Annotated in this window: 15 protein-coding genes; 8 read left to right on the forward strand and 7 right to left on the reverse strand. The window is 72.8% G+C overall.

All coding sequences use genetic code 11. The features are described 5' to 3' along the window. Positions 1-112: 112 nt before the first annotated feature. Genes KV381_RS30300 through KV381_RS30310 form a run of 3 tightly spaced genes read left to right on the forward strand, consistent with a single transcriptional unit; the run spans position 113 to position 6,392 of the window. Entirely contained in the window at positions 113-1,504 is a 1,392-nt protein-coding gene (locus KV381_RS30300) for an LLM class flavin-dependent oxidoreductase (protein ID WP_103538134.1), read from the forward strand. Next, positions 1,501-5,361, forward strand: coding sequence for an ABC transporter ATP-binding protein (locus tag KV381_RS30305; RefSeq protein ID WP_218786777.1), 3,861 nt, complete (start codon positions 1,501-1,503; stop codon positions 5,359-5,361). Before KV381_RS30300 ends, KV381_RS30305 begins: the two co-directional genes overlap by 4 nt. Next, positions 5,358-6,392, forward strand: coding sequence for an aldo/keto reductase (locus tag KV381_RS30310; RefSeq protein ID WP_218786778.1), 1,035 nt, complete (start codon positions 5,358-5,360; stop codon positions 6,390-6,392). The genes KV381_RS30305 and KV381_RS30310 overlap by 4 nt, the downstream gene beginning before the upstream one ends. A gap of 22 nt (positions 6,393-6,414) precedes the next feature. On the opposite strand, the gene KV381_RS30315 is transcribed toward KV381_RS30310, so the two are convergent. Together KV381_RS30315 and KV381_RS30320 are read right to left on the reverse strand one after the other, a co-directional pair. Further along, the gene (locus tag KV381_RS30315; RefSeq protein WP_030625264.1) at positions 6,415-7,509 is read right to left on the reverse strand and encodes a glycoside hydrolase family 5 protein; all 1,095 of its coding nucleotides are present in this window, start codon (positions 7,507-7,509) and stop codon (positions 6,415-6,417) included. Positions 7,510-7,678: 169 nt separating this feature from the next. After that, positions 7,679-8,074 carry a VOC family protein gene (locus tag KV381_RS30320; RefSeq protein WP_030083957.1) on the reverse strand — a complete coding sequence of 132 codons (396 nt, stop codon included), beginning with the start codon at positions 8,072-8,074 and terminating at the stop codon, positions 7,679-7,681. A 134-nt stretch (positions 8,075-8,208) separates the two neighbouring features. On the opposite strand from KV381_RS30320, the gene KV381_RS30325 reads away from it, so the two are divergent. After that, positions 8,209-9,711 (forward strand): MFS transporter, encoded by a 1,503-nt coding sequence (locus tag KV381_RS30325; RefSeq protein WP_030083959.1) that lies wholly within the window; start codon positions 8,209-8,211, stop codon positions 9,709-9,711. After that, complete coding sequence (locus tag KV381_RS30330; RefSeq protein WP_086777125.1) at positions 9,708-10,760, forward strand: glutathione S-transferase family protein; 1,053 nt, start codon at positions 9,708-9,710, stop codon at positions 10,758-10,760. Before KV381_RS30325 ends, KV381_RS30330 begins: the two co-directional genes overlap by 4 nt. Before the next feature lie 10 nt (positions 10,761-10,770). On the opposite strand, the gene KV381_RS30335 is transcribed toward KV381_RS30330, so the two are convergent. Next, a complete protein-coding gene (locus KV381_RS30335; protein ID WP_218786779.1) occupies positions 10,771-11,649 on the reverse strand; it encodes a DMT family transporter in 879 nt (292 codons plus the stop codon). 119 nt (positions 11,650-11,768) lie between these two features. Here KV381_RS30335 and KV381_RS30340 point away from each other — a divergent pair, with 119 nt between their 5' ends. Then, complete coding sequence (locus KV381_RS30340; protein WP_218786780.1) at positions 11,769-12,905, forward strand: winged helix DNA-binding domain-containing protein; 1,137 nt, start codon at positions 11,769-11,771, stop codon at positions 12,903-12,905. Between the two features lie 29 nt (positions 12,906-12,934). On the opposite strand, the gene KV381_RS30345 is transcribed toward KV381_RS30340, so the two are convergent. Continuing rightward, on the reverse strand, positions 12,935-13,777 hold the full coding sequence (locus KV381_RS30345; RefSeq protein WP_030625253.1) for a response regulator transcription factor: 843 nt from the start codon (positions 13,775-13,777) through the stop codon (positions 12,935-12,937). A gap of 131 nt (positions 13,778-13,908) precedes the next feature. Here KV381_RS30345 and KV381_RS30350 point away from each other — a divergent pair, with 131 nt between their 5' ends. Next, positions 13,909-15,585, forward strand: a complete 1,677-nt coding sequence (locus tag KV381_RS30350; protein WP_193462964.1) for an AMP-binding protein — start codon at positions 13,909-13,911, stop codon at positions 15,583-15,585. Continuing rightward, positions 15,582-17,204, forward strand: coding sequence for an AMP-binding protein (locus tag KV381_RS30355; protein ID WP_218786781.1), 1,623 nt, complete (start codon positions 15,582-15,584; stop codon positions 17,202-17,204). Before KV381_RS30350 ends, KV381_RS30355 begins: the two co-directional genes overlap by 4 nt. A 16-nt stretch (positions 17,205-17,220) precedes the next feature. Here the strand turns inward: KV381_RS30355 and KV381_RS30360 are convergent, their stop codons facing one another. From KV381_RS30360 to KV381_RS30370, 3 genes are all read right to left on the reverse strand, one after another. Beyond that, the gene (locus KV381_RS30360; protein ID WP_030083973.1) at positions 17,221-17,418 is read right to left on the reverse strand and encodes a hypothetical protein; all 198 of its coding nucleotides are present in this window, start codon (positions 17,416-17,418) and stop codon (positions 17,221-17,223) included. 9 nt (positions 17,419-17,427) lie between these two features. Beyond that, positions 17,428-18,009, reverse strand: coding sequence for a GNAT family N-acetyltransferase (locus tag KV381_RS30365; RefSeq protein WP_030083974.1), 582 nt, complete (start codon positions 18,007-18,009; stop codon positions 17,428-17,430). An 80-nt stretch (positions 18,010-18,089) separates the two neighbouring features. Beyond that, a complete protein-coding gene (locus KV381_RS30370; RefSeq protein WP_218786782.1) occupies positions 18,090-18,800 on the reverse strand; it encodes a hypothetical protein in 711 nt (236 codons plus the stop codon). Positions 18,801-18,955: the final 155 nt, after the last annotated feature.

Consider the following 18,955-nt stretch of genomic DNA (forward strand, 5'->3'; position numbering starts at 1 on the left):
CCGGCCGCCCGCCCCGTACGCGCAGACCCGCATCGGCCCGCCGCGGTGGTGCGCGACCGCCACCTCACCTCACCCGTACGGGAACTCCTCCCGCACCCGCCTGGAGACACCCATGCCTTCCGCCGAACCCCGCAAGCAGCTCCACCTCAACGCCTTCCTCATGTCCACCGGACACCACGAGGCCTCCTGGCGGCTCCCCGAGAGCCCCGCCGAGGCCGGCTCCGACATCGAGCACTACAAGAACCTCGCCCGGATCGCCGAACGCGGCCGCCTCGACTCCCTCTTCCTCGCCGACAGCCCGGTCCTGATGGGCGACCCCGGCCGCCGCCCCGCCGCCAAGCTGGAGCCCACCGTCCTGCTCACCGCGCTCGCCGGGGCCACCGAGCACATCGGGCTCATCGCCACCGCCTCCACCAGCTACAACGAGCCCTACAACCTGGCCCGCAGGTTCGCCTCGCTGGACCATGTCTCCGGCGGCCGGGCCGGCTGGAACATCGTCACCACCGCCGGGGCCGACGCCGCCCGCAACTTCGGCCTGGACGACACCCCGCTGCACCACGAGCGCTACCGCCGCGCCGCGGAGTTCGTGGAGGTCTCCACCAAACTCTGGGACAGCTGGGCCGACGACGCCGTCGTCGCCGACAAGGAGAAGGGCGTCCACGCCCTCGCCGACCGGGTCCGGGCCATCGAGCACCGCGGCGAGTTCTTCCGCGTCGACGGACCCCTCAACGTCCAGCGCCCGCCGCAGGGTTACCCGCTGCTGGTGCAGGCCGGATCCAGCGAGGACGGCAAGGACTTCGCCGCCCGCTACGCCGAGGCGGTGTTCACCGCCCAGCAGACCCTGGAGGAGGGCATCGCCTTCTACAAGGACGTCAAGGCACGGGCCGTGGCGCTCGGCCGCGACCCCGACACCATCAAGATCCTGCCCGGCATCGTCCCCGTCATCGGCGACACCGAGGCCGAGGCCCGGGAGCTGGACGCCGAGCTGGACCGCCTCATCGTCCCCGAGTACGCCAAGCGGCAGCTCGCCCTGCGGCTGAAGATCGCCCCGGACGACCTCGACCTCGACGCCGAACTCCCCGAGGACATCCCCACCGAGGACGAGATCGAGGGCGCCAAGAGCCGCTACACCCTCATCGTGGAACTCGCCCGGCGCGAGAAGCTGACCATCCGTCAACTCATCGGCAGGCTCGGCGGCGGACGCGGTCACCGCACCTTCGCTGGCACCGCCGAACAGGTCGCCGACACCATCGAGCACTGGTACGACAGCGGGGCCGCCGACGGCTTCAACATCATGCCCGCCGTGCTCCCCTCGGGCCTGGAGGTCTTCGTCGACCGGGTCGTCCCGATCCTCCAGGAACGCGGCCTGTTCCGCACCGAGTACACCGGCGCCACCCTGCGCGAGCACTACGGTCTGCCGCGCCCCGCCAACCAGCTCTTCGACCCCCTCGGCACCGGCACGGACCACGTGGCCGCCGCCCCGGCCCCGGCAGGGGCCCGGTGACGGACTGTACGGCGCGCGAAGGCGCCGGTCCCCGGCCGCACCCGGGGACCGGCGCCGGCCGGCGGCCCGACCCCGAACAGGGCTGGGCCCGGAGGCTGTTCGCCTACTGCCTGCGCCACCGCACCGACCTCCTCCTCGCCTTCGGCGCGGCGCTCGTCGCCGCTCTGGCCACCGCCGCCCTGCCGCTCGTCCTGCGCCACGTCGTGGACGGCCTCGCCGGCTCCACCGGCTCCCTCGCCCCGTGGATCGCCCTGCTCGCCGGGCTCGGAGCCGTCCGCTTCGGCGCGAGCTTCACCCGCCGCTACCGCTCCGGACGGCTCTCGCTCGGCGTCCAGTACGACCTGCGCAACGACGCCTTCGCCGCCCTGCTGCGGCTCGGCGGAGCCCAGCAGGACGGGCTGCGCACCGGACAGGTGGTGAGCCGGTCCATCTCCGACATCACCCTCGTCCAGACCCTGCTGCAGTTCTTGCCCAACCTCACCGGCAACGCCCTGATGTTCCTGACCTCGCTGGTCCTCATGGCGTTCCTCTCCCCGCTGCTGACCGTCGTCGCCCTCGTCGTCGGCCCGCTGCTCCATCTGATCGCCCTGCGCAGTCGCCGCGACCTCTTCCCCGCCAACTGGCACGCCCAGCAGGAGGCCGCCGAGGTCGCCTCCACCGTCGAGGCGACCGTCACCGGCGTCCGCGTCGTGAAGGGCTTCGGCCAGGAGGACCGCGAACTGGCCGGTCTGGAGGAGCGCGCCCGGGGCCTGTTCGCCTCCCGGCTGCGGGTCGTCCGCTTCACCGGCCGCTACAACCCGGCGCTCCAGGCCGTGCCCGCCCTCGGCCAGGTCGCCGTCCTCGCCCTCGGCGGCTGGATGGCCCTGCACGGCCGGATCTCGCTCGGCACCTTCCTCGCCTTCACCACCTACCTCGGCTCCTTCGTCACCCCCGTCCGCCAGGTCGCCACCCTGCTCACCGTCTGGCAGCAGGCCCGCGCCGGAGCCGAACGCGTCCTGGAGGTCATCGACGAGGCCCCCGTCATCACCGACGCCCCGGCCGCCCGCGAGCTGCCCGACCGGCCGCCCGCGCTCTCCTGGCGGGACGTCACCTTCGGCTACGGGGAAGGACCGCCGCTCCTCGACGGCTTCACGCTCGACGTCCGCCCCGGCGAGACCCTCGCCCTGATCGGCGCGGCCGGCTCCGGCAAGTCGACCGCCGCCGCGCTGCTGCCCCGGTTCTACGACGTCCCCTCCGGCATGGTCGCCGTCGACGGCACCGATGTGCGCGAACTCTCCCTCGCCTCGCTGCGCTCCCGGATCGGCTACGTCTTCGAGGAGAGCCTGCTGGTCTCCGACACCGTGCGCGCCAACATCGCCTACGGGGCGCCGGACGCCACCGACGAGCAGATCCGCGCCGCCGCCCGGATCGCCCGCGCCGACGCCTTCGTCGAACGGCTCCCGCAGGGCTACGAGACCGTCGTCGGCGAACAGGGCCTCACCCTCTCCGGCGGCCAGCGCCAGCGCATCGCGCTCGCCCGCGCCCTGGTCGGCGACCCGGCGATCCTGGTCCTGGACGACGCGACCTCCGCCATCGACGCCCGCGTCGAGGCCGAGATCCACGCCGGACTGCACGCCGAGACCCGCCGCCGGACCACCCTGATCGTGGCGCACCGCCGCTCCACCCTGGAGCTCGCCGACCGGATCGCCGTGCTGGACGGCGGCCGTGTCACCGACACCGGCACGCTGGACGAACTCCGCTCCCGCTCGGCCCTGTTCCGTACGCTGCTGTCCACCGCCGAGCCCACGGCCTCCGAGCCCGTGGCCGAGGCGCCGGCCGGCGGGGTCACCGCGGACCTGTGGCTGCGGGACGAGGCCGCGGGCGTCGACACCGAGGAGTCCACCGCCGTCCGGGCCGCCCAGGCGCTGGCCGAGGCCGCCGCCACCTCCGGGCCCGGCCGCGGCGGACCCGGCGGCGGGGTCCTCGGCTCCGCCCCGCCGAGCCCCGAGCTGATCGCCGGACTCGCCCGCCTCCCGCTGCCCGAGGCCGACCCGAAGGTCACCACCGAACAGGCCGTCGCCGCCGACCCGGAGTTCCACCTCGGCACCCTGCTGCGGCCCTTCCGGCTGCCGCTGCTCCTCGGGCTGCTGCTGGTCGCCCTCGACGCCGCCGCCCAGATCGCCGTACCGGTCCTCGTCCGGCACGGGGTGGACCACGGTGTCGCCCGGCAGGCCGGAGGAGTGCTCCTGGCGGCCGCCGCCGTCGCCGGGCTGGTCGTCGCGGCGAACTGGCTGATCGGGATCGCCCAGGTCCGCACCACCGGCCGCACCGGCGAACGGCTGCTCTACACCCTGCGGGTGAAGACCTTCGCCCAGCTCCAGCGGCTCGGCCTGGACTACTACGAGCGGGAGCTCGGCGGCCGGATCATGACCCGGATGACCACCGATGTGGACGCCCTGTCGAACTTCCTCCAGACCGGTCTGATCACCGCCGTCGTCAGCCTCCTCACCGTCCTCGGCGTGCTGGTCGCCCTGCTCGTCATCGACGCGGGCCTCGCCGTCGTCCTGCTCCTCGCCCTCCCCGTCCTGATCGGCGCCACCGCCCTCTTCCGCCACTACTCGGTCCCCGCCTACCGCGAGGCCCGCGAACGCGTCAGCGCGGTCAACGCCTGCCTCCAGGAGAACGTCACCGCCATCCGCGTCACCCAGGCGTTCCGCCGCGAGCAGCACAACGCCCGCGACTTCGCCGAACTGGCGTGGGGGTTCCGGGACTCACGGCTGCGCGCCCAGCGGTACATGGGCACGTTCTTCCCGTTCGTGGAGTTCCTCGGCACCCTGTCCACCGCCGCCGTCCTGGTCGTCGGCGCGGGCCAGGTGCGCTCCGGCGAGCTGAGCGCGGGCACCCTGATCGCCTTCCTCCTCTACGTGGAGCTGTTCTTCTCGCCCATCCAGCAGCTCTCGCAGGTCTTCGACGGCTACCAGCAGGCGGTCATCGGCCTCGGCCGCCTCCGCTCCCTGATGCGCACCCCGGCCGGCACCCCGCAGCCCGAACAGCCGGTCGCCGTGGGTCGGTTGCGCGGCGAGGTGGAGTTCGACGAGGTGTCGTTCGGTTACGCGGGCGGCGGCGGCCAGGAGGTCCTGCACGGGCTGCGGCTGCGCATCGCGCCCGGTGAGACCGTGGCCCTGGTCGGGGCCACCGGAGCGGGCAAGTCCACCGTCGTCAAACTGCTGGCCCGCTTCTACGACCCGACCGCCGGAACCGTACGGGTCGACGGCCACGATCTGCGCGACCTCGACCTGCCCGCCTTCCGGCGCAGACTCGGGCTCGTACCGCAGGAGCCGTACCTGTTCAGCGGAACCGTGCGGGACGCCATCGCCTACGGACGGCCCGAGGCCACCGACGCCGAGGTGGAGGCCGCGGCCCGGGCGGTGGGCGCGCACGAGATGATCGCCGGACTCCGGCTCGGCTACCTCCAGCAGGTGGGGGAGCGCAGCCGCAACCTCTCCGCCGGACAGCGCCAGCTCCTCGCCCTGGCCCGCGCCGAACTCGTCGACCCGGACGTCCTGTTGCTCGACGAGGCCACCGCCTCGCTCGACCTGGCCACCGAACGCCGGGTCGCCGCCGCGACGGACGCCCTGTGCCGTCGGCGTACCACCGTGGTCGTCGCCCACCGGCTGACCACCGCCGCCCGCGCCGACCGGGTCGTCGTCCTCGACGCCGGAGCCGTCGTCGAGAGCGGGACGCACACCGAACTCCTCGCGGCGCGGGGTCCGTACCACCGCCTGTGGGAGGCCTTCCGGCAGACCGGCGTTCCGGCCGTGCCCGACCGGGACCACCCCGACACCACCAGTCAGCTCGTCAAGGAGAGTGCCAGATGACCGAATACCGCAACCTCGGCCGCACCGGCGTCCGGGTCAGCCCGCTCGCGCTGGGCACCATGATGTTCGGGGCGCGCGGCAACACCGATCACGACGACAGCGTCCGGATCATCCACCACGCCCTGGACTCCGGCATCAACTTCGTCGACACCGCCGACGTCTACTCGCAGGGCGAGTCCGAGACCATCGTCGGCAAGGCGCTCGCGGGCGGCCGGCGTGACGACGTGGTGCTGGCCACCAAGTTCCACGGCCGCCTGGGCGACGACCCCAACGCGTTCGGCAACAGCCGCCGTTGGATCATCCGCGAGGTGGAGAACAGCCTGCGCCGGCTGGGCACCGACTGGATCGACCTCTACCAGGTGCACCGCCCCGAGCCCGACACCGACTTCGACGAGACGCTCGGCGCGCTCTCCGACCTGGTCCACCAGGGCAAGATCCGCTACATCGGCACCTCCACCTTCGAGCCCTCCGCGATCGTCGAGGGCCAGTGGACCGCCGAACGCCGGGGCCGCGAGCGCGTCGTCGCCGAGCAGCCCCTGTACTCGCTGCTGGCCCGGGGCATCGAGCGCGAGGTGCTTCCGGTGGCGCAGCGGTACGGGCTCGGTGTGCTGTCCTGGAGTCCGCTGGCGGGCGGCTGGCTGACCGGCCGCTACCGCAAGGGCGCCGAGCAGCCGGCCTCCAGCCGCGCCGAGCGCCAGGCCGCCCGGTTCGACATCACCGCGCCCGAGAACGCGGCCAAGCTGGCCGCCGCCGACGCGCTCGCCGTCCTCGCCGAGGAGGCCGGACTCACCCTCGTCCAACTCGCCCTGGCCTTCGTGCTGGAGCACCCGGCCGTCACCTCGGCGATCATCGGGCCGCGCACCTTCGCGCAGCTGGAGAGCCAGCTCGGCGCCGACAAGGTGAGGCTGAGCCGGGACGTCCTCGACAGGATCGACGAGATCGTCCCGCCCGGCGTCAACCTGTCTGCACGCGACGCCGGTTACACCCCGGCGGTCCTCACCGACGCGTCCCTGCGCCGCCGTTCGGCCTGACGGCGCGGGGAGCGGGCCGGGGTCACTGGCGGATGCGGTCGCGGATCCAGACCCCGGCCTCCTTCAGGACCCCGGTCCCCGTCCAGTTGCTCCCGCTGCAGGTGCCGGTCTTGAAGACGGCGCCGGAGCGGTGGTCGTCGGAGTAGTTCCAGTTGGTCCAGGAGATCTTCTTGCGCTTCATCAGGTCGAGGTAGCGCTGCGACATCGTGAAGTCGTTGGCGCCCTCGCCCGCGTAGTCCTGCGTCCCGAACTCCGTGACGAACACCGGCAGTCGGTCGGAGGCCCGGTCGAGGGTGTTGAGGTACTCCTCGCGGTGCGAGGCCGCGTAGAAGTGGAAGGTGTACATGATGTTCGAGGCGTTGACGGGGTTGTTCACGACCTCGGACTCGCTGGAGCCCTCGGACACCCCGAAGGACGACCAGGCGCGGGTACCGACCAGCACCACCGCGTCGGGGTCCTCGGCCCGGATCACCGGGATGATCTGCTCGGCGTAGGACTTGATGCCCGACCAGCTCACCCCCGAGGGCTCGTTGGCGATCTCGTAGAGCACGCCCGGGTGGTTCTTGTACTTCTTCGCCATCGCCGTGAAGAAGGTCTTCGCCCGGTCCAGGTTCACGTTCGGGTCGCCCGGCGAGAGCATGTGCCAGTCGATGACCGCGTACATGCCGCGCGCGTGCGCCGCGTCGACGAACTTCTGTGCCCGGGCGGTGAATCCGGCCGGGTCGGTCTCGTAGCCGCCCTCCTGTACGTAGGTGGAGACGCGCAGTACATCGGAGCGCCAGTCCTGGGCGAGCGCGTCGAGCGAGCCGTCCGTGACGCACTGGGCGTACCACTGGGTGCCGTGGGTGCTCATCCCGTTGAGGGCGACCGCCTCGCCGGAGGCGTTGCAGAGCTGGAGACCACAGACGGAGAGCTGCCCGTTGGCGGCGAGCGGGGTGGCGGCGGTGGGAGCGGCGCCGGTGGGGGAGGCCGGGGCGGGTGCTGCTCCGGCCCGGACCGGAGCCATGAGTGCGGTGACGACACCGAGCGCGGACGCGGCGAGCAGGGCCTTGCGGGCCAGTCCGCGGCGGCCGGTCCTGGGGGCGGAACCGGTGGGGGGATTGGTGCGCTGGTGCATGGTGGTGCTCCCTTCGGAGGGGGGTGGGAGGCGCCATGTCGGCAGAACTGAAAGTAAAGGTTCCTACCAATTGACGTCAACGGTGGTGGGAAACTTTCCTGTCTATTAACGCGCGGGGCGGAAGGGCCCGTTGGGACCCTTCCGCCGTCCGCCCTCAGCTCCGTGCCGGTCAGCCCGTCGGCAGCGGATAGACCGCCAGCGAGAAGGAGTGCCCCGCCGGATCCCCGTACACCCGCACGTCCCGGGGCCCACTGTTGCTCTCACCGGTGTCGACGGGCCGGGCGCCCAGACCTATCGCCTCCCGCTCGGCCTCGTCGATGTCCTCCCGCGCGACCAGGATCCGCAGATGCGCCTGCTGCGAGTCCTCCGGGCGCGGCCAGCTCGGCGGGGCGTAGCCGTGGTCGCGGCGGATCGCCAGCCGGACGCCGTCGTTGCCGACGATCTCGACGAAATCGGGGTCGGTGCCGATCCGTATCTCCCCGCCGAGCAGTCCGGCGTAGAACTCGGCCAGCTCCATGGGCTCGGCGCAGTCAAGGACGAGGACGCTCGTCTTCTCCACAGTCATGCGGGAACGGATACCCCCGGCGGCCCCGGACACGCCGTGCCGGACCCGGGCCGGTGTCCGGCCCGGGCATCCGGCCACCCGGCGCGGACGTGTCCCGGATGAGGAAACACCCCACCCCGCCTAAGGTGCCAACCATGGCACGGAGCGCGGCGACCCACGGGCCGGCCGGGGGCGACGCCGCCCCGGACGGCCCCGACCCCCGGCGTTGGCGGGCACTCGGCGTCTGCCTGGTGGCGGGCTTCATGACCCTGCTGGACGTCTCCATCGTCAATGTGGCCCTCCCCTCCATCCGGGAGGGCCTGAACACCCCGGAGTCCGACCTCCAGTGGGTGCTCTCCGGCTACGCCCTCGCCTTCGGCCTCTTCCTCATCCCCGCCGGACGCCTCGGCGACGCGCGGGGCCGCCGGGCGGTCTTCATGGTGGGCCTCGCCCTGTTCACCCTGTCCTCCGCCGCCTGCGGGGCCGCCCAGTCCAGCATGTGGCTGGTGATCGCCCGGCTGGTGCAGGGCATCGCGGGCGGTCTGATCTCCCCGCAGATCTCCGCGCTGATCCAGCAGATGTTCTCCGGGCGGGAACGCGGCCGGGCCTTCGGCATGTTCGGCACCGTCGTCGGCATCTCCACGGCCGTGGGCCCGCTGCTCGGCGGACTGCTCATCCAGGCAGCCGGACCGGAGCACGGCTGGCGCTGGGTCTTCTACGTCAACCTCCCGCTCGGCGCCGTCTGCCTGCTGCTCGCCCACCGCCTGCTGCCCGACACCCCCTCCGCCGGCCGGGTCCGGCCGCGCGACCTCGACCCGGTGGGCGTTGCCCTCCTCGGGGCCGGGGTGCTGGCCCTGCTGCTGCCGTTCGTCCAGGCCCAGCAGTGGCCCGGCAACGCCAAGTGGCTGCTGCTCGTCCTGGCCGCGGCGCTGCTCACCGCGTTCGTCGCCTGGGAGGCGCGGTGCACGGGCGGCCGCACCCACCCCGTCCTGGACCTGTCGCTGTTCCGGCTGCGCTCCTACTGGCTGGGCTGTCTGCTGATCCTGCTCTACTTCGCCGGGTTCACCTCGATCTTCTTCGTCACGACCCTCTACCTCCAGTCCGGCCTGGGCTACTCCGCCCTCCAGGCCGGACTCGCCATCACCCCCTTCGCCCTCGGCTCCGGCGTCGCCGCCTCCATCGGCGGCCGGCTCGTCGGACGCTTCGGCCGCCCGCTGGTGGTGGCGGGCCTGGCCATGGTCGCCCTCGGCCTCGCGGGCACCGCGCTCGCCGTCCACCTGGTCCCCGGCGACGGAGCGGGCTGGGCCATGGTCGCCCCGCTGCTCCTCGCCGGCCTCGGCAGCGGTCTGGTCATCGCCCCGAACCAGACCCTGACCCTCGCGGAGGTCCCGGTCCACCGGGCAGGCAGCGCCGGCGGCACCCTGCAGACCGGGCAGCGGGTGGGCTCCGCGATCGGGATCGCCGCCGTGGGCGCGGTGTTCTTCGCCCAGGTCGGCCCGGACGGCTGGGCCGACGCCTACGACCACGGGCTCATCGTGTCCGTCGCCTTCGTACTGGCCGGACTGATCGTGGCGCTGGCCGACGTCGCGGCCGACCGACGGGGCAGACGACGTACAGCGGACCGATCCACCGACGACGCATCGAGGAGCGCGGCATGAACGACACGACAGCGGACGCGACAGGAGCGGGCGGCGCCGGGAGCGAAGGCAACGACTCCTACGGCCACAAGCCGTTCAAGCGGTCCAGGAGCCACTTCCCCGACCGGATCACCGCGGACGGCCGCGACGGTTGGCCCGTCGAACCGGGCCGCTACCGCCTCGTCGTCAGCCGCGCCTGCCCCTGGGCGAGCCGCGCGCTCGTCTCCCGGCGGCTGCTCGGCCTGGAGGACGCGCTCTCCCTCGCCGTCGCCGACCCGATCCAGGACGACCGCAGCTGGCGCTTCACGCTGGACCCCGGTGGCAAGGACCCGGTCCTCGGCATCCGCTACCTGAGCGAGGCCTACGACGCCCGGGAGCGCGACTACCCCGGCGGCGTCAGCGTGCCCGCGATCGTGGACGTACCGAGCGGGAAGCTGGTCACCAACGACTACCAGCGGATCACCCTCGACCTGGCCACCGAGTGGACCGCCCTGCACCGCCCCGGCGCCCCCGACCTCTACCCCGAGCCGCTGCGCGCGGAGATCGACGAGGTCATGGAGGGCATCTACCGGGACGTCAACAACGGCGTCTACCGGTGCGGTTTCGCCAGCACCCAGCAGGAGTACGAGGAGGCGTACGAGGCCCTCTTCGCCCGCCTGGACCAGGTCTCCGCGCGCCTCGCCGACCGCCGCTACCTGGTCGGCGACACCATCACCGAGGCCGATATCCGCCTCTTCACCACCCTGGTCCGCTTCGACCCCGTCTACCACGGCCACTTCAAGTGCAACCGGAACAAGCTGACCGAGGACCCCGTCCTGTGGGCGTACGCCCGCGACCTCTACCAGACGCCCGGATTCGGCGACACGGTCGACTTCGACCACATCAAGCGGCACTACTACCGGGTGCACACCGGCATCAACCCGACCGGCATCGTCCCCGTCGGCCCCGACCTCTCCGGCTGGACCACCGCGCACCACCGCGAGCAGCTCGGCGGCCGTCCCTTCGGGGACGGCACCCCTCCGGGCCCCGTGCCGTCGGGCGAACGGGTCACCCCGCCGGACGCCGGCTGAGCCGGCCGGACTACCGCACGCGCGGCGGAGGAGGTGGTGGTGCGAGCGTGCCTCTGGCCAGCGGCGTACGGGCCAGACGCACGCACCCCGTGGCGATCAGGGCCAGCGCCGCCAGCTCCGGCAGCAGCCACCAGCCGGTCCGCAGCTGCTCGTCGAAGAGCGTCACCCCGTACAGGATGCTGATCAGCGCGTCCCCCAGCGTCAGCATCGGCTGAACGGCCACCAGACTGCCCGCCTGCAGCGCGTTCTGGAGCAGGAACAGCGCGCCCACCCCGGCCGCCGCCGTGGCGTACAGCTGCCAGGACGCCAGCAGCGCGACCACCCCGCCGTCGTCCAGGTTCGCCATCGCGTCCTTCATCAGCGCCGCCGTCAGCGCGTAGCCGCAGGCGGCGGCCATACCCAGCAGGGCCGCCCGGAGGTTGCCCCGGGTGCGGAGCGCGGCGACGATCAGCCCCGCCTCGAACACCCCGGTCACCAGCAGCGCCGGAATCCAGGCGACGCCCTCCACCGTGTCGCTGCCCTCGACCGGGGCGGCCGCCGCCATACCGAGCGCCAGGCCCGCCGTGACCGCCGAGACCCCGGACCAGACGGCCGCGTCCGCCCGCACCCGCATCACCAGACCGGCGACCAGCAGGGTCAGCGGCAGCTCGATCACGAAGATCGGCTGGACCACCGCGATCGGACCGGTGGCCAGCGCGATCGCCTGGCAAACGGCCGCCACGATCACCAGCCCGATCCCCGCCAGCCACACCTTCTGCCGCACCAGACGGGTCATCAGCGACAGCCGCATCGCCTCGCTGTCGGGCACCTCCATCGCCGCCCGGCGCTGGAGCACCGAGGCGCAACCGTTGCTGAGGGCGGTCAGCACGGCGAACAGGACACTGATCACCGGCCCATCATGGCGGCGGGCCGCCCGGGGCGCGCGCCGCACGGGCCCGGTGGGCGTAACGTACGTACGCCGCGACTTGCGGACCGTATCCGACCGCAACTGCCGGTAGCGTTCGGACCATGGCCGCGAAGACGCACCGCACCGCCGCACACCCCGCCGTCCTGTCCGCCCGGGCACTGAACCGGGCGACCCTGGACCGTCAGCTTCTGCTGCGCAGGTCGCCGATGTCCGCGAAGGACGCCGTCGCCCACCTCGTCGGGCTCCAGGCGCAGAACACCAAGCCGCCGTACTTCCAGCTGTACGCCCGGCTCACGGAGTTCGACCCCGCGGAGCTGTCCACCCTGATGGAGTCCCGCGAGGTGGTCCGGATCGTCACCCTGCGCTCCACCCTCCACACCCATACGGCGGACGACGCGCTCACCCTGCGCCCGCTGGTGCAGGCGGCACGCGAGCGGGAGCTGAAGGGCTTCCGGCGCGGGCTGGAGGGGGTGGACCTCGACCGGCTGGCGACGGTGGCCGAGGAGCTGGTCCGGGAGCGCCCACGCCCGGTCGGGGAACTGCGGAAGGAACTCCTCGCGCACTGGCCGGAGGCCGACCCGCTCGCGCTCACCGCCGCTGCCCGCTGTCTGCTGCCGCTGGTCCAGGTCACCCCGCGCGGACTGTGGGGCCGCAGCGGGCAGGTCGCCCTGACCACCGTGGAGCACTGGCTCGGCCGGCCCGCCGAGCCCGTGCGGGAGCTCGACGCCACGGTGCTGCGCTACCTCGGCGCGTTCGGCCCCGCCTCGGTGATGGACTTCCAGTCCTGGGCGGGCCTCACCCGCACGAAGGAGGTCTTCGAACGGCTCAGGCCCGGGCTGCTCACCTTCCGCGACGAGCGGGGCGTCGAGCTCTTCGACCTGCCCGAGGCCCCGCGCCCCGACCCCGGCACACCGGCCCCGCCGCGCTTCCTGCCCGAGTTCGACAACGTCCTCCTCGGCCACGCCGACCGCACCCGCGTCATTCCCGCGGTGAACAAGGGGCGCAATGGGGTGGGCAACCAGGCGTACGGCACGGTGCTGATCGACGGGTTCTTCGACGCGGTCTGGCGCATCGAACGCGAGGGCGGCGCGGCGCGCCTGACCGTCCAGCCGCTCCGGAGCCTGGCCCGCGCCGAGCGCGCGGAGATCACCGACGAGGCGGCGGGGATGCTGGCCGTGATGACGGACGCGACGGACCACGACGTCCGGTTCGGCACGTTCCTGGACTTCGGCGACTGAGACTCTCTTACGGGGTACGGGGCCGAGGGTCAGGGCAGCAGTCCCGCCCGGCGGGCCGCCACCACCGCCTCCAGCCGGGTGTGCGCCCCCAACTTCCGCATCGCGGACCGCAGATACCCCTTCACCGTCTCGGGCCGCAGCCCCAGCCGCTCGGCCGCCGCCGCGTTCGTCGCGCCCGCCGCCACACACGCCACCACATCCACCTCGCGCGGCGCGAGACGGACCTCCCGGGCCGCGGGCGCCTTGGCCCCCGACGCCGAGGCCAGCCGCCCGCAGACCTCCAGCAGCTCGTCGCGCAGCGCCGGATCGACGACCCTCGGCACCAGCGCGCGCAGTTCGCGGTGGGCCTCGCGCACGTCCTCCCAGGCGCCGGGCACCGTGCCCGGATCGCACACCTGCTCCCGGCCCGCCGCCAGCAACCGCCGCACCTCGTCCCGTACCGCGAGCGCCTGCTCCACATCACGGGCCGACGCCACCACCGCGTCGAAGGTCCGGTCGCCGAGCGTGACCGGTGTGCGCAGCGCCCCGTACAGCACGCCCCGTACCGTCCGGCGTACGACGACGGGGACCGCGACGACCGAGCGCAGCCCCTCCGCCGCCACCGCCGCGTCGTACTCGTGGCTGATGTGGCGGGAGGAGGCGTAGTCCGTCACCGCACAGGGCCGCGACAGCGCGATGGCCTTGCCGCCGAGGCCGCTCCCGGCGGAGATGACCAGGCCCCGCAGCGCGCTGGTCTGTGCCCCGTTCAGCTCGGCGATCCGTGCGTGGCGCGCGTCGGACAGCAGACCGCCGAAGGCCACGGGGAGCCCGCTGGTGCGGCGCAGCCTCAACAGTGCCGCCTGCATCTCGACCGCATCGACCGGTTCCGGCACTCCGACGCCCCTCCACCCGGCCCGTATCGCCTCCCCCGGACGGGGGAGGGCACCACCCCCGTCCGGGGGTGGTGAGACCTGGGTCACTGTTTACATGATGTCAGGTGACCGGTCCGTAATGAGGAGGGCACATGTCGGCAACCAGCGCGACCGAGACGTTCCGGGCCGCCCGGGACTTCCTGCTGGCGCACCGCGAGGACTACGACACCGCGTACGCGGGCTTCCGCTGGCCCCGGGCGGACCACTTCAACTGGGCGCTGGACTGGTTCGACGTCATCGCCGAGAAAAACGACCGCACCGCCCTGCACATCGTGGAGGAGGACGGCCGGCGCACCGAGGTGTCCTTCGCCGCGATGTCGGAGCGCTCCGACCGGGCCGCCAACTGGCTGAAGGCGCAGGGCGTACGGGAGGGCGACCGCATCCTCGTGATGCTCGGCAACCAGACCGAGCTGTGGGAGACCGCCCTCGCCGCGATGAAGCTGCGCGCCGTCGTCATCCCCGCCACCCCGCTGCTCGGCCCCGCCGACCTGCGCGACCGGGTGGAGCGCGGCCGGGTGCGCCATGTGCTGGTGCGGGACGCGGACACCGCGAAGTTCGACGAGGTGCCCGGGGACTACACCCGGATCGCGGTGGGCGAGGAGGTGGCGGGCTGGCGGTCGTACGCGGGTGCGGCGGAGGCATCCGCCGTGTTCACGCCCGGCCGGGAGACGGACGCGGACGAGCCGCTGATGCTCTACTTCACCTCCGGCACCACCGCCAGCCCCAAGCTGGTCGAGCACACCCACGTGTCCTATCCGGTGGGCCACCTGTCGACCATGTACTGGATCGGGCTCAGGCCGGGCGACGTCCATCTGAACATCTCCTCGCCCGGCTGGGCCAAGCACGCCTGGTCGAACCTCTTCGCCCCCTGGTCCGCCGAGGCCACCGTCTTCATCTTCAACTACACCCGCTTCGACGCGGGCCGTCTGATGGCCGAGATGGACCGCTCGGGCATCACCAGCTTCTGCGCCCCGCCCACCGTCTGGCGGATGCTCATCCAGGCCGACCTGAGTCAGCTGAAGGTCCCGCCGCGCGAGGTCGTCGCGGCCGGGGAGCCGCTGAACCCGGAGGTCATCGAGACGGTCCGGCGGAAGTGGGGCGTCACGATCCGGGACGGCTTCGGGCAGACGGAGACCGCCGTCCAGGTCGCCAACACCCCCGGCCAGCTCCTCAAGACCGGTTCCATGGGCCGCCCGAGCCCCGGCTTCACCGTCGAACTGCTCGACCCGGTGACGGGACAGCCCGGCGCGACGGAGGGCGAGATCGCCCTCGACCTCTCCGACCGCCCCGTCGGCCTGATGACCGGCTACCACGGCGACCCGGACCGCACCGCCGAGTCGATGGCCGGAGGCTACTACCGCACCGGCGACATCGGCGCACGCGACGAGGACGGCTACATCACCTATGTGGGCCGGGCCGACGACGTGTTCAAGGCCTCCGACTACAAGATCTCGCCGTTCGAGCTGGAGAGCGCCCTGCTGGAGCACGAGGCGGTCGCCGAGGCCGCCGTCGTGCCCGCCCCCGACCCGCTCCGCCTCGCCGTCCCGAAGGCGTACGTCGTGCTCGCGGAGGGCTGGGAGCCGGGTCCGGACACCGCGAAGATCCTCTTCGAGCACTCCCGGGCGGTCCTCGCCCCGTACAAGCGCATCCGCAGGCTGGAGTTCGCGGAGCTGCCCAAGACCGTCTCGGGCAAGATCCGCCGCATCGAGCTCAGGGAGCGCACCGCCCTGGGCACCGGCGTCGAGTTCGACGAGGGGGACCTGAAGTGAGCGAGCCGGCACCCGAGAAGCTGTCCTACGCACACGGCACCGGCGGCACCGCGCTGCTCGGCGACACCATCGGCCGCAACCTCGACCGTACGGTCGCCGCACACGGCGACCGCGAGGCACTGGTCGACGTGGCCTCCGGCCGCCGCTGGACGTATACGGAATTCGCCGCGGACGTCGACGAGCTGGCCCGCGCCCTGATGGCGTCCGGGGTGGCGAAGGGCGACCGGGTGGGCATCTGGGCGGTCAACTGCCCCAAGTGGGTGCTCGTGCAGTACGCCACGGCCCGGATCGGTGCCGTCATGGTCACCATCAACCCGGCCTACCGCGCCCACGAGGTGGAGTTCGTCCTCCAGCAGGCCGGCGTCTCCCTGCTGGTCGCCTCGCTCTCGCACCGCACCAGCGACTACCGCACCCTCGTCGAGGAGGTCCGCGGCAACTGCCCCGGCCTGCGGGCCGTCCACTACATCGGCGACCCGTCCTGGGCGGAGCTGACCGCCGCCGCCCCCGCCGTGACGCGCGGACAACTGGCCGCCCGCGAGGCGGAGCTGTCCTGCGACGACCCGATCAACATCCAGTACACCTCGGGCACCACGGGCTTCCCCAAGGGGGCGACGCTCTCCCACCACAACATCCTCAACAACGGCTATTTCGTGGGGGAGACGATCGCCTACAGCGAGGCGGACCGGGTCTGTCTCCCGGTGCCCTTCTACCACTGCTTCGGCATGGTGATGGGCAACCTCGCCGCCACCTCGCACGGCGCCTGCGTCGTGATCCCGGGCCCGTCCTTCGAGCCCGCCGCCGTGCTGGCCGCCGTCCAGCAGGAGCGCTGCACCTCGCTGTACGGCGTGCCCACCATGTTCATCGCCGAGCTGAACCTGCCGGACTTCGCCGCGTACGACCTCTCCTCGCTGCGCACCGGGATCATGGCCGGTTCGCCCTGCCCGGCCGAGGTGATGAAGCGGGTCGTCGCCGAGATGCACATGGCCGAGGTCTCCATCTGCTACGGAATGACGGAGACCTCACCCGTCTCCACGCAGACCCGCCGTGACGACGACCTGGAGCGCCGTACCGGCACGGTGGGCCGGGTGCTGCCGCACATCGAGGTCAAGATCGTCGATCCGGTCACCGGCGTCACCCTGGAGCGCGGCAGCGCCGGCGAACTGCGCACCCGGGGCTACAGCGTGATGCTCGGCTACTGGGACCAGCCCGACCGCACCGCCGAAGTCGTCGACGCGGGGCGGTGGATGCACACAGGGGACCTCGCGGTGATGCGCGAGGACGGCTATGTCCAGGTCGTCGGCCGGATCAAGGACATGATCATCCGGGGTGGCGAGAACGTGTACCCACGGGAGATCGAGGAGTTCCTGTACAGCCACCCGAAGATCGCCGACGTCCAGGTGGTCGGGGTGCCCGACGAGCGTTACGGCGAGGAGATCCTGGCCTGCGTCATCCCCCGCGATCCGGCCGATCCGCCGACCCTGGAGGAGATCACCGCACACTGCCGGGAGCGGCTCGCGCACTACAAGATCCCGCGCAGGCTGCGGATCCTGGAGACCTTCCCGATGACGGTCAGCGGGAAGGTCCGCAAGATCGAGCTGCGCGAGACCTACGCGGACTGAGCGGGCGGGCGGCGGGTCAGGCGGCTTCGATGATGTCGGGGCCGCCCCGGGTCGCCGCCGCCCACTCGATGAGCAGCACCTCGTACGTCGCCGCCTCGGCCGCGGACCAGCCCTGTCCGGAGGAGTCGACGAGCGCGCGGATGGCCTCGTTGGCCTGCTCGGCGGCGGGCGCGGGGCGGTCTGCGGGGAGGGAGCTGTCCGGGAGTAAAGCCATGCGCACAGCTTACGTGCCACCGCTGACAGTCACGGCATCCGAAGGCCGGGCAGCGGGCGTTCGGGCCGTCGGTGTCAGTTCGCGGCGCATGCAGACCCGGGGCCAGCGGTCGAGGCCGTGCTCGGCCTCCTCGGCGCGGATCGTGCGCAGCCCGTCGGTGAGTTCGGCCTCGGGCAGGATCCGGAAGCCGATCCGGGCGTAGTACGGGGCGTTCCACGGCACATCGGTGAAGGTGGTCAGGGTCAGCGCCGCCATTCCCCGGGCCGAGGCCAGCTCGGCCAGGTGGGCGATCAGGGCCCGGCCGATGCCCCGGCGTGCGGCGCACGGGTCCACCGAGACCTGCTCGATGTGCAGGGCGTCGTCGACGGGGTCGGCGAGCACATAGCCGAGCGGCCGGTCGCCGGTGGCGGAGAGAGGGTCGGTGGCCACCCAGCAACGGTCTGCCTGCCGGTAGCTCTCCAGCAGGTCGAGCGGGGGCGGATCGTCGTCGGCCACGAAGGCCATGCCCAGGGCCCGGAACGGCTCCCCTGCGGCGCGCTCGATGTCCTGGAGAAGCGGAAGATCCGAGCGTCTGGCGGAGCGGATACGCATGTACTCAGTGTGCCGCGCCGGACGGCCCACCGGTACGCGGGTGGCCGGATCCACCTCCCGGCGGAGCCCGGGGCGTCCGTTCAGGCGCCCGTGCTGACCAGCTCGTCCGCCGGGCTGTTCACCGGCTGCGGGGTCCCGGTGAGGTCCATGACGAAGAGCGGGAGTCCGACGCCGTCCGCGCGGGCCCGGGCTTCGGCCGCGTACCCCGCGAGGGAGAAGAACACGCCGGTCGCCGAGGCGCCCAGCGCGTTGAGCCAGAGGGTCTCGACCGCGCGGAGCGTCGTCGGCCGGGTGCTGGAGTCGACCTGGGCGATCAGCCCGTCGGCCCGCAGATCGATCCCGGAGGCCGGGCCCGCCCCGGGCCGGCCGACGTCGCGGTAGCCCAGCCACGTCAGATAGAGGCCGGCCGCGCTCACCGCGTCGTGGCCCGTGCGGATCGTCATCGGGTGGAACGTCGGGCGCGGGTGCGCGGCGGTGCGCGGCAGCGGGATATGGGCCGGGGAGACCGGCGCGGCCGGGGCCGGGGCGGCGGCCACCGGGCGCACCGGTATCCGCAGGACGGTCCCGCACGGGCAGCACAGCTCGGGTTGCGGCCACTGGTCCTCCCGGGCGCAGGAGGCGCAGCGGACGGTGACCCAGACGTCGTTCCAGCTGCGATGGGTGACCAGGACCGCCGGGGCGCCCGGCAGCAGCGGCGGGGCGGTGGGCGTCCCGCACGGGCAGGGGTAGGCCGGTGTGCTGTAGGCGTGGTCCCGGCCGCAGACAGGACACCGGACCGGCACGGACTCCACGTAACTCTCCCTCCGGCACGGACGCGCGACCGCTTGCGCTCCGTGCCTCCCTCGTCACTCCATGGTCCACCAGGAGCGAGGCTCTGGGGAAGGGATTGACGCACTTCGTACGGGCGGAGGGCGGTTCACGCCCTTGACGGGGGTCGTCCCAGGTT

The organism is Streptomyces sp. WY228 (assembly GCF_019287315.1).
Taxonomy (GTDB): Bacteria; Actinomycetota; Actinomycetes; order Streptomycetales; family Streptomycetaceae; genus Streptomyces; species Streptomyces caviscabies.

What these genes read in the sequence shown, in the direction of transcription:
- KV381_RS30325 (WP_030083959.1), top strand. Translation starts at nt 8,209, where the DNA reads ATGGCACGGAGCGCGGCGACCCACGGGCCGGCCGGGGGCGACGCCGCC.
- KV381_RS30360 (WP_030083973.1), bottom strand. Translation starts at nt 17,418, where the DNA reads ATGGCTTTACTCCCGGACAGCTCCCTCCCCGCAGACCGCCCCGCGCCC.
- KV381_RS30320 (WP_030083957.1), bottom strand. Translation starts at nt 8,074, where the DNA reads ATGACTGTGGAGAAGACGAGCGTCCTCGTCCTTGACTGCGCCGAGCCC.
- KV381_RS30310 (WP_218786778.1), top strand. Translation starts at nt 5,358, where the DNA reads ATGACCGAATACCGCAACCTCGGCCGCACCGGCGTCCGGGTCAGCCCG.
- KV381_RS30340 (WP_218786780.1), top strand. Translation starts at nt 11,769, where the DNA reads ATGGCCGCGAAGACGCACCGCACCGCCGCACACCCCGCCGTCCTGTCC.
- KV381_RS30300 (WP_103538134.1), top strand. Translation starts at nt 113, where the DNA reads ATGCCTTCCGCCGAACCCCGCAAGCAGCTCCACCTCAACGCCTTCCTC.
- KV381_RS30350 (WP_193462964.1), top strand. Translation starts at nt 13,909, where the DNA reads ATGTCGGCAACCAGCGCGACCGAGACGTTCCGGGCCGCCCGGGACTTC.
- KV381_RS30330 (WP_086777125.1), top strand. Translation starts at nt 9,708, where the DNA reads ATGAACGACACGACAGCGGACGCGACAGGAGCGGGCGGCGCCGGGAGC.
- KV381_RS30315 (WP_030625264.1), bottom strand. Translation starts at nt 7,509, where the DNA reads ATGCACCAGCGCACCAATCCCCCCACCGGTTCCGCCCCCAGGACCGGC.
- KV381_RS30365 (WP_030083974.1), bottom strand. Translation starts at nt 18,009, where the DNA reads ATGCGTATCCGCTCCGCCAGACGCTCGGATCTTCCGCTTCTCCAGGAC.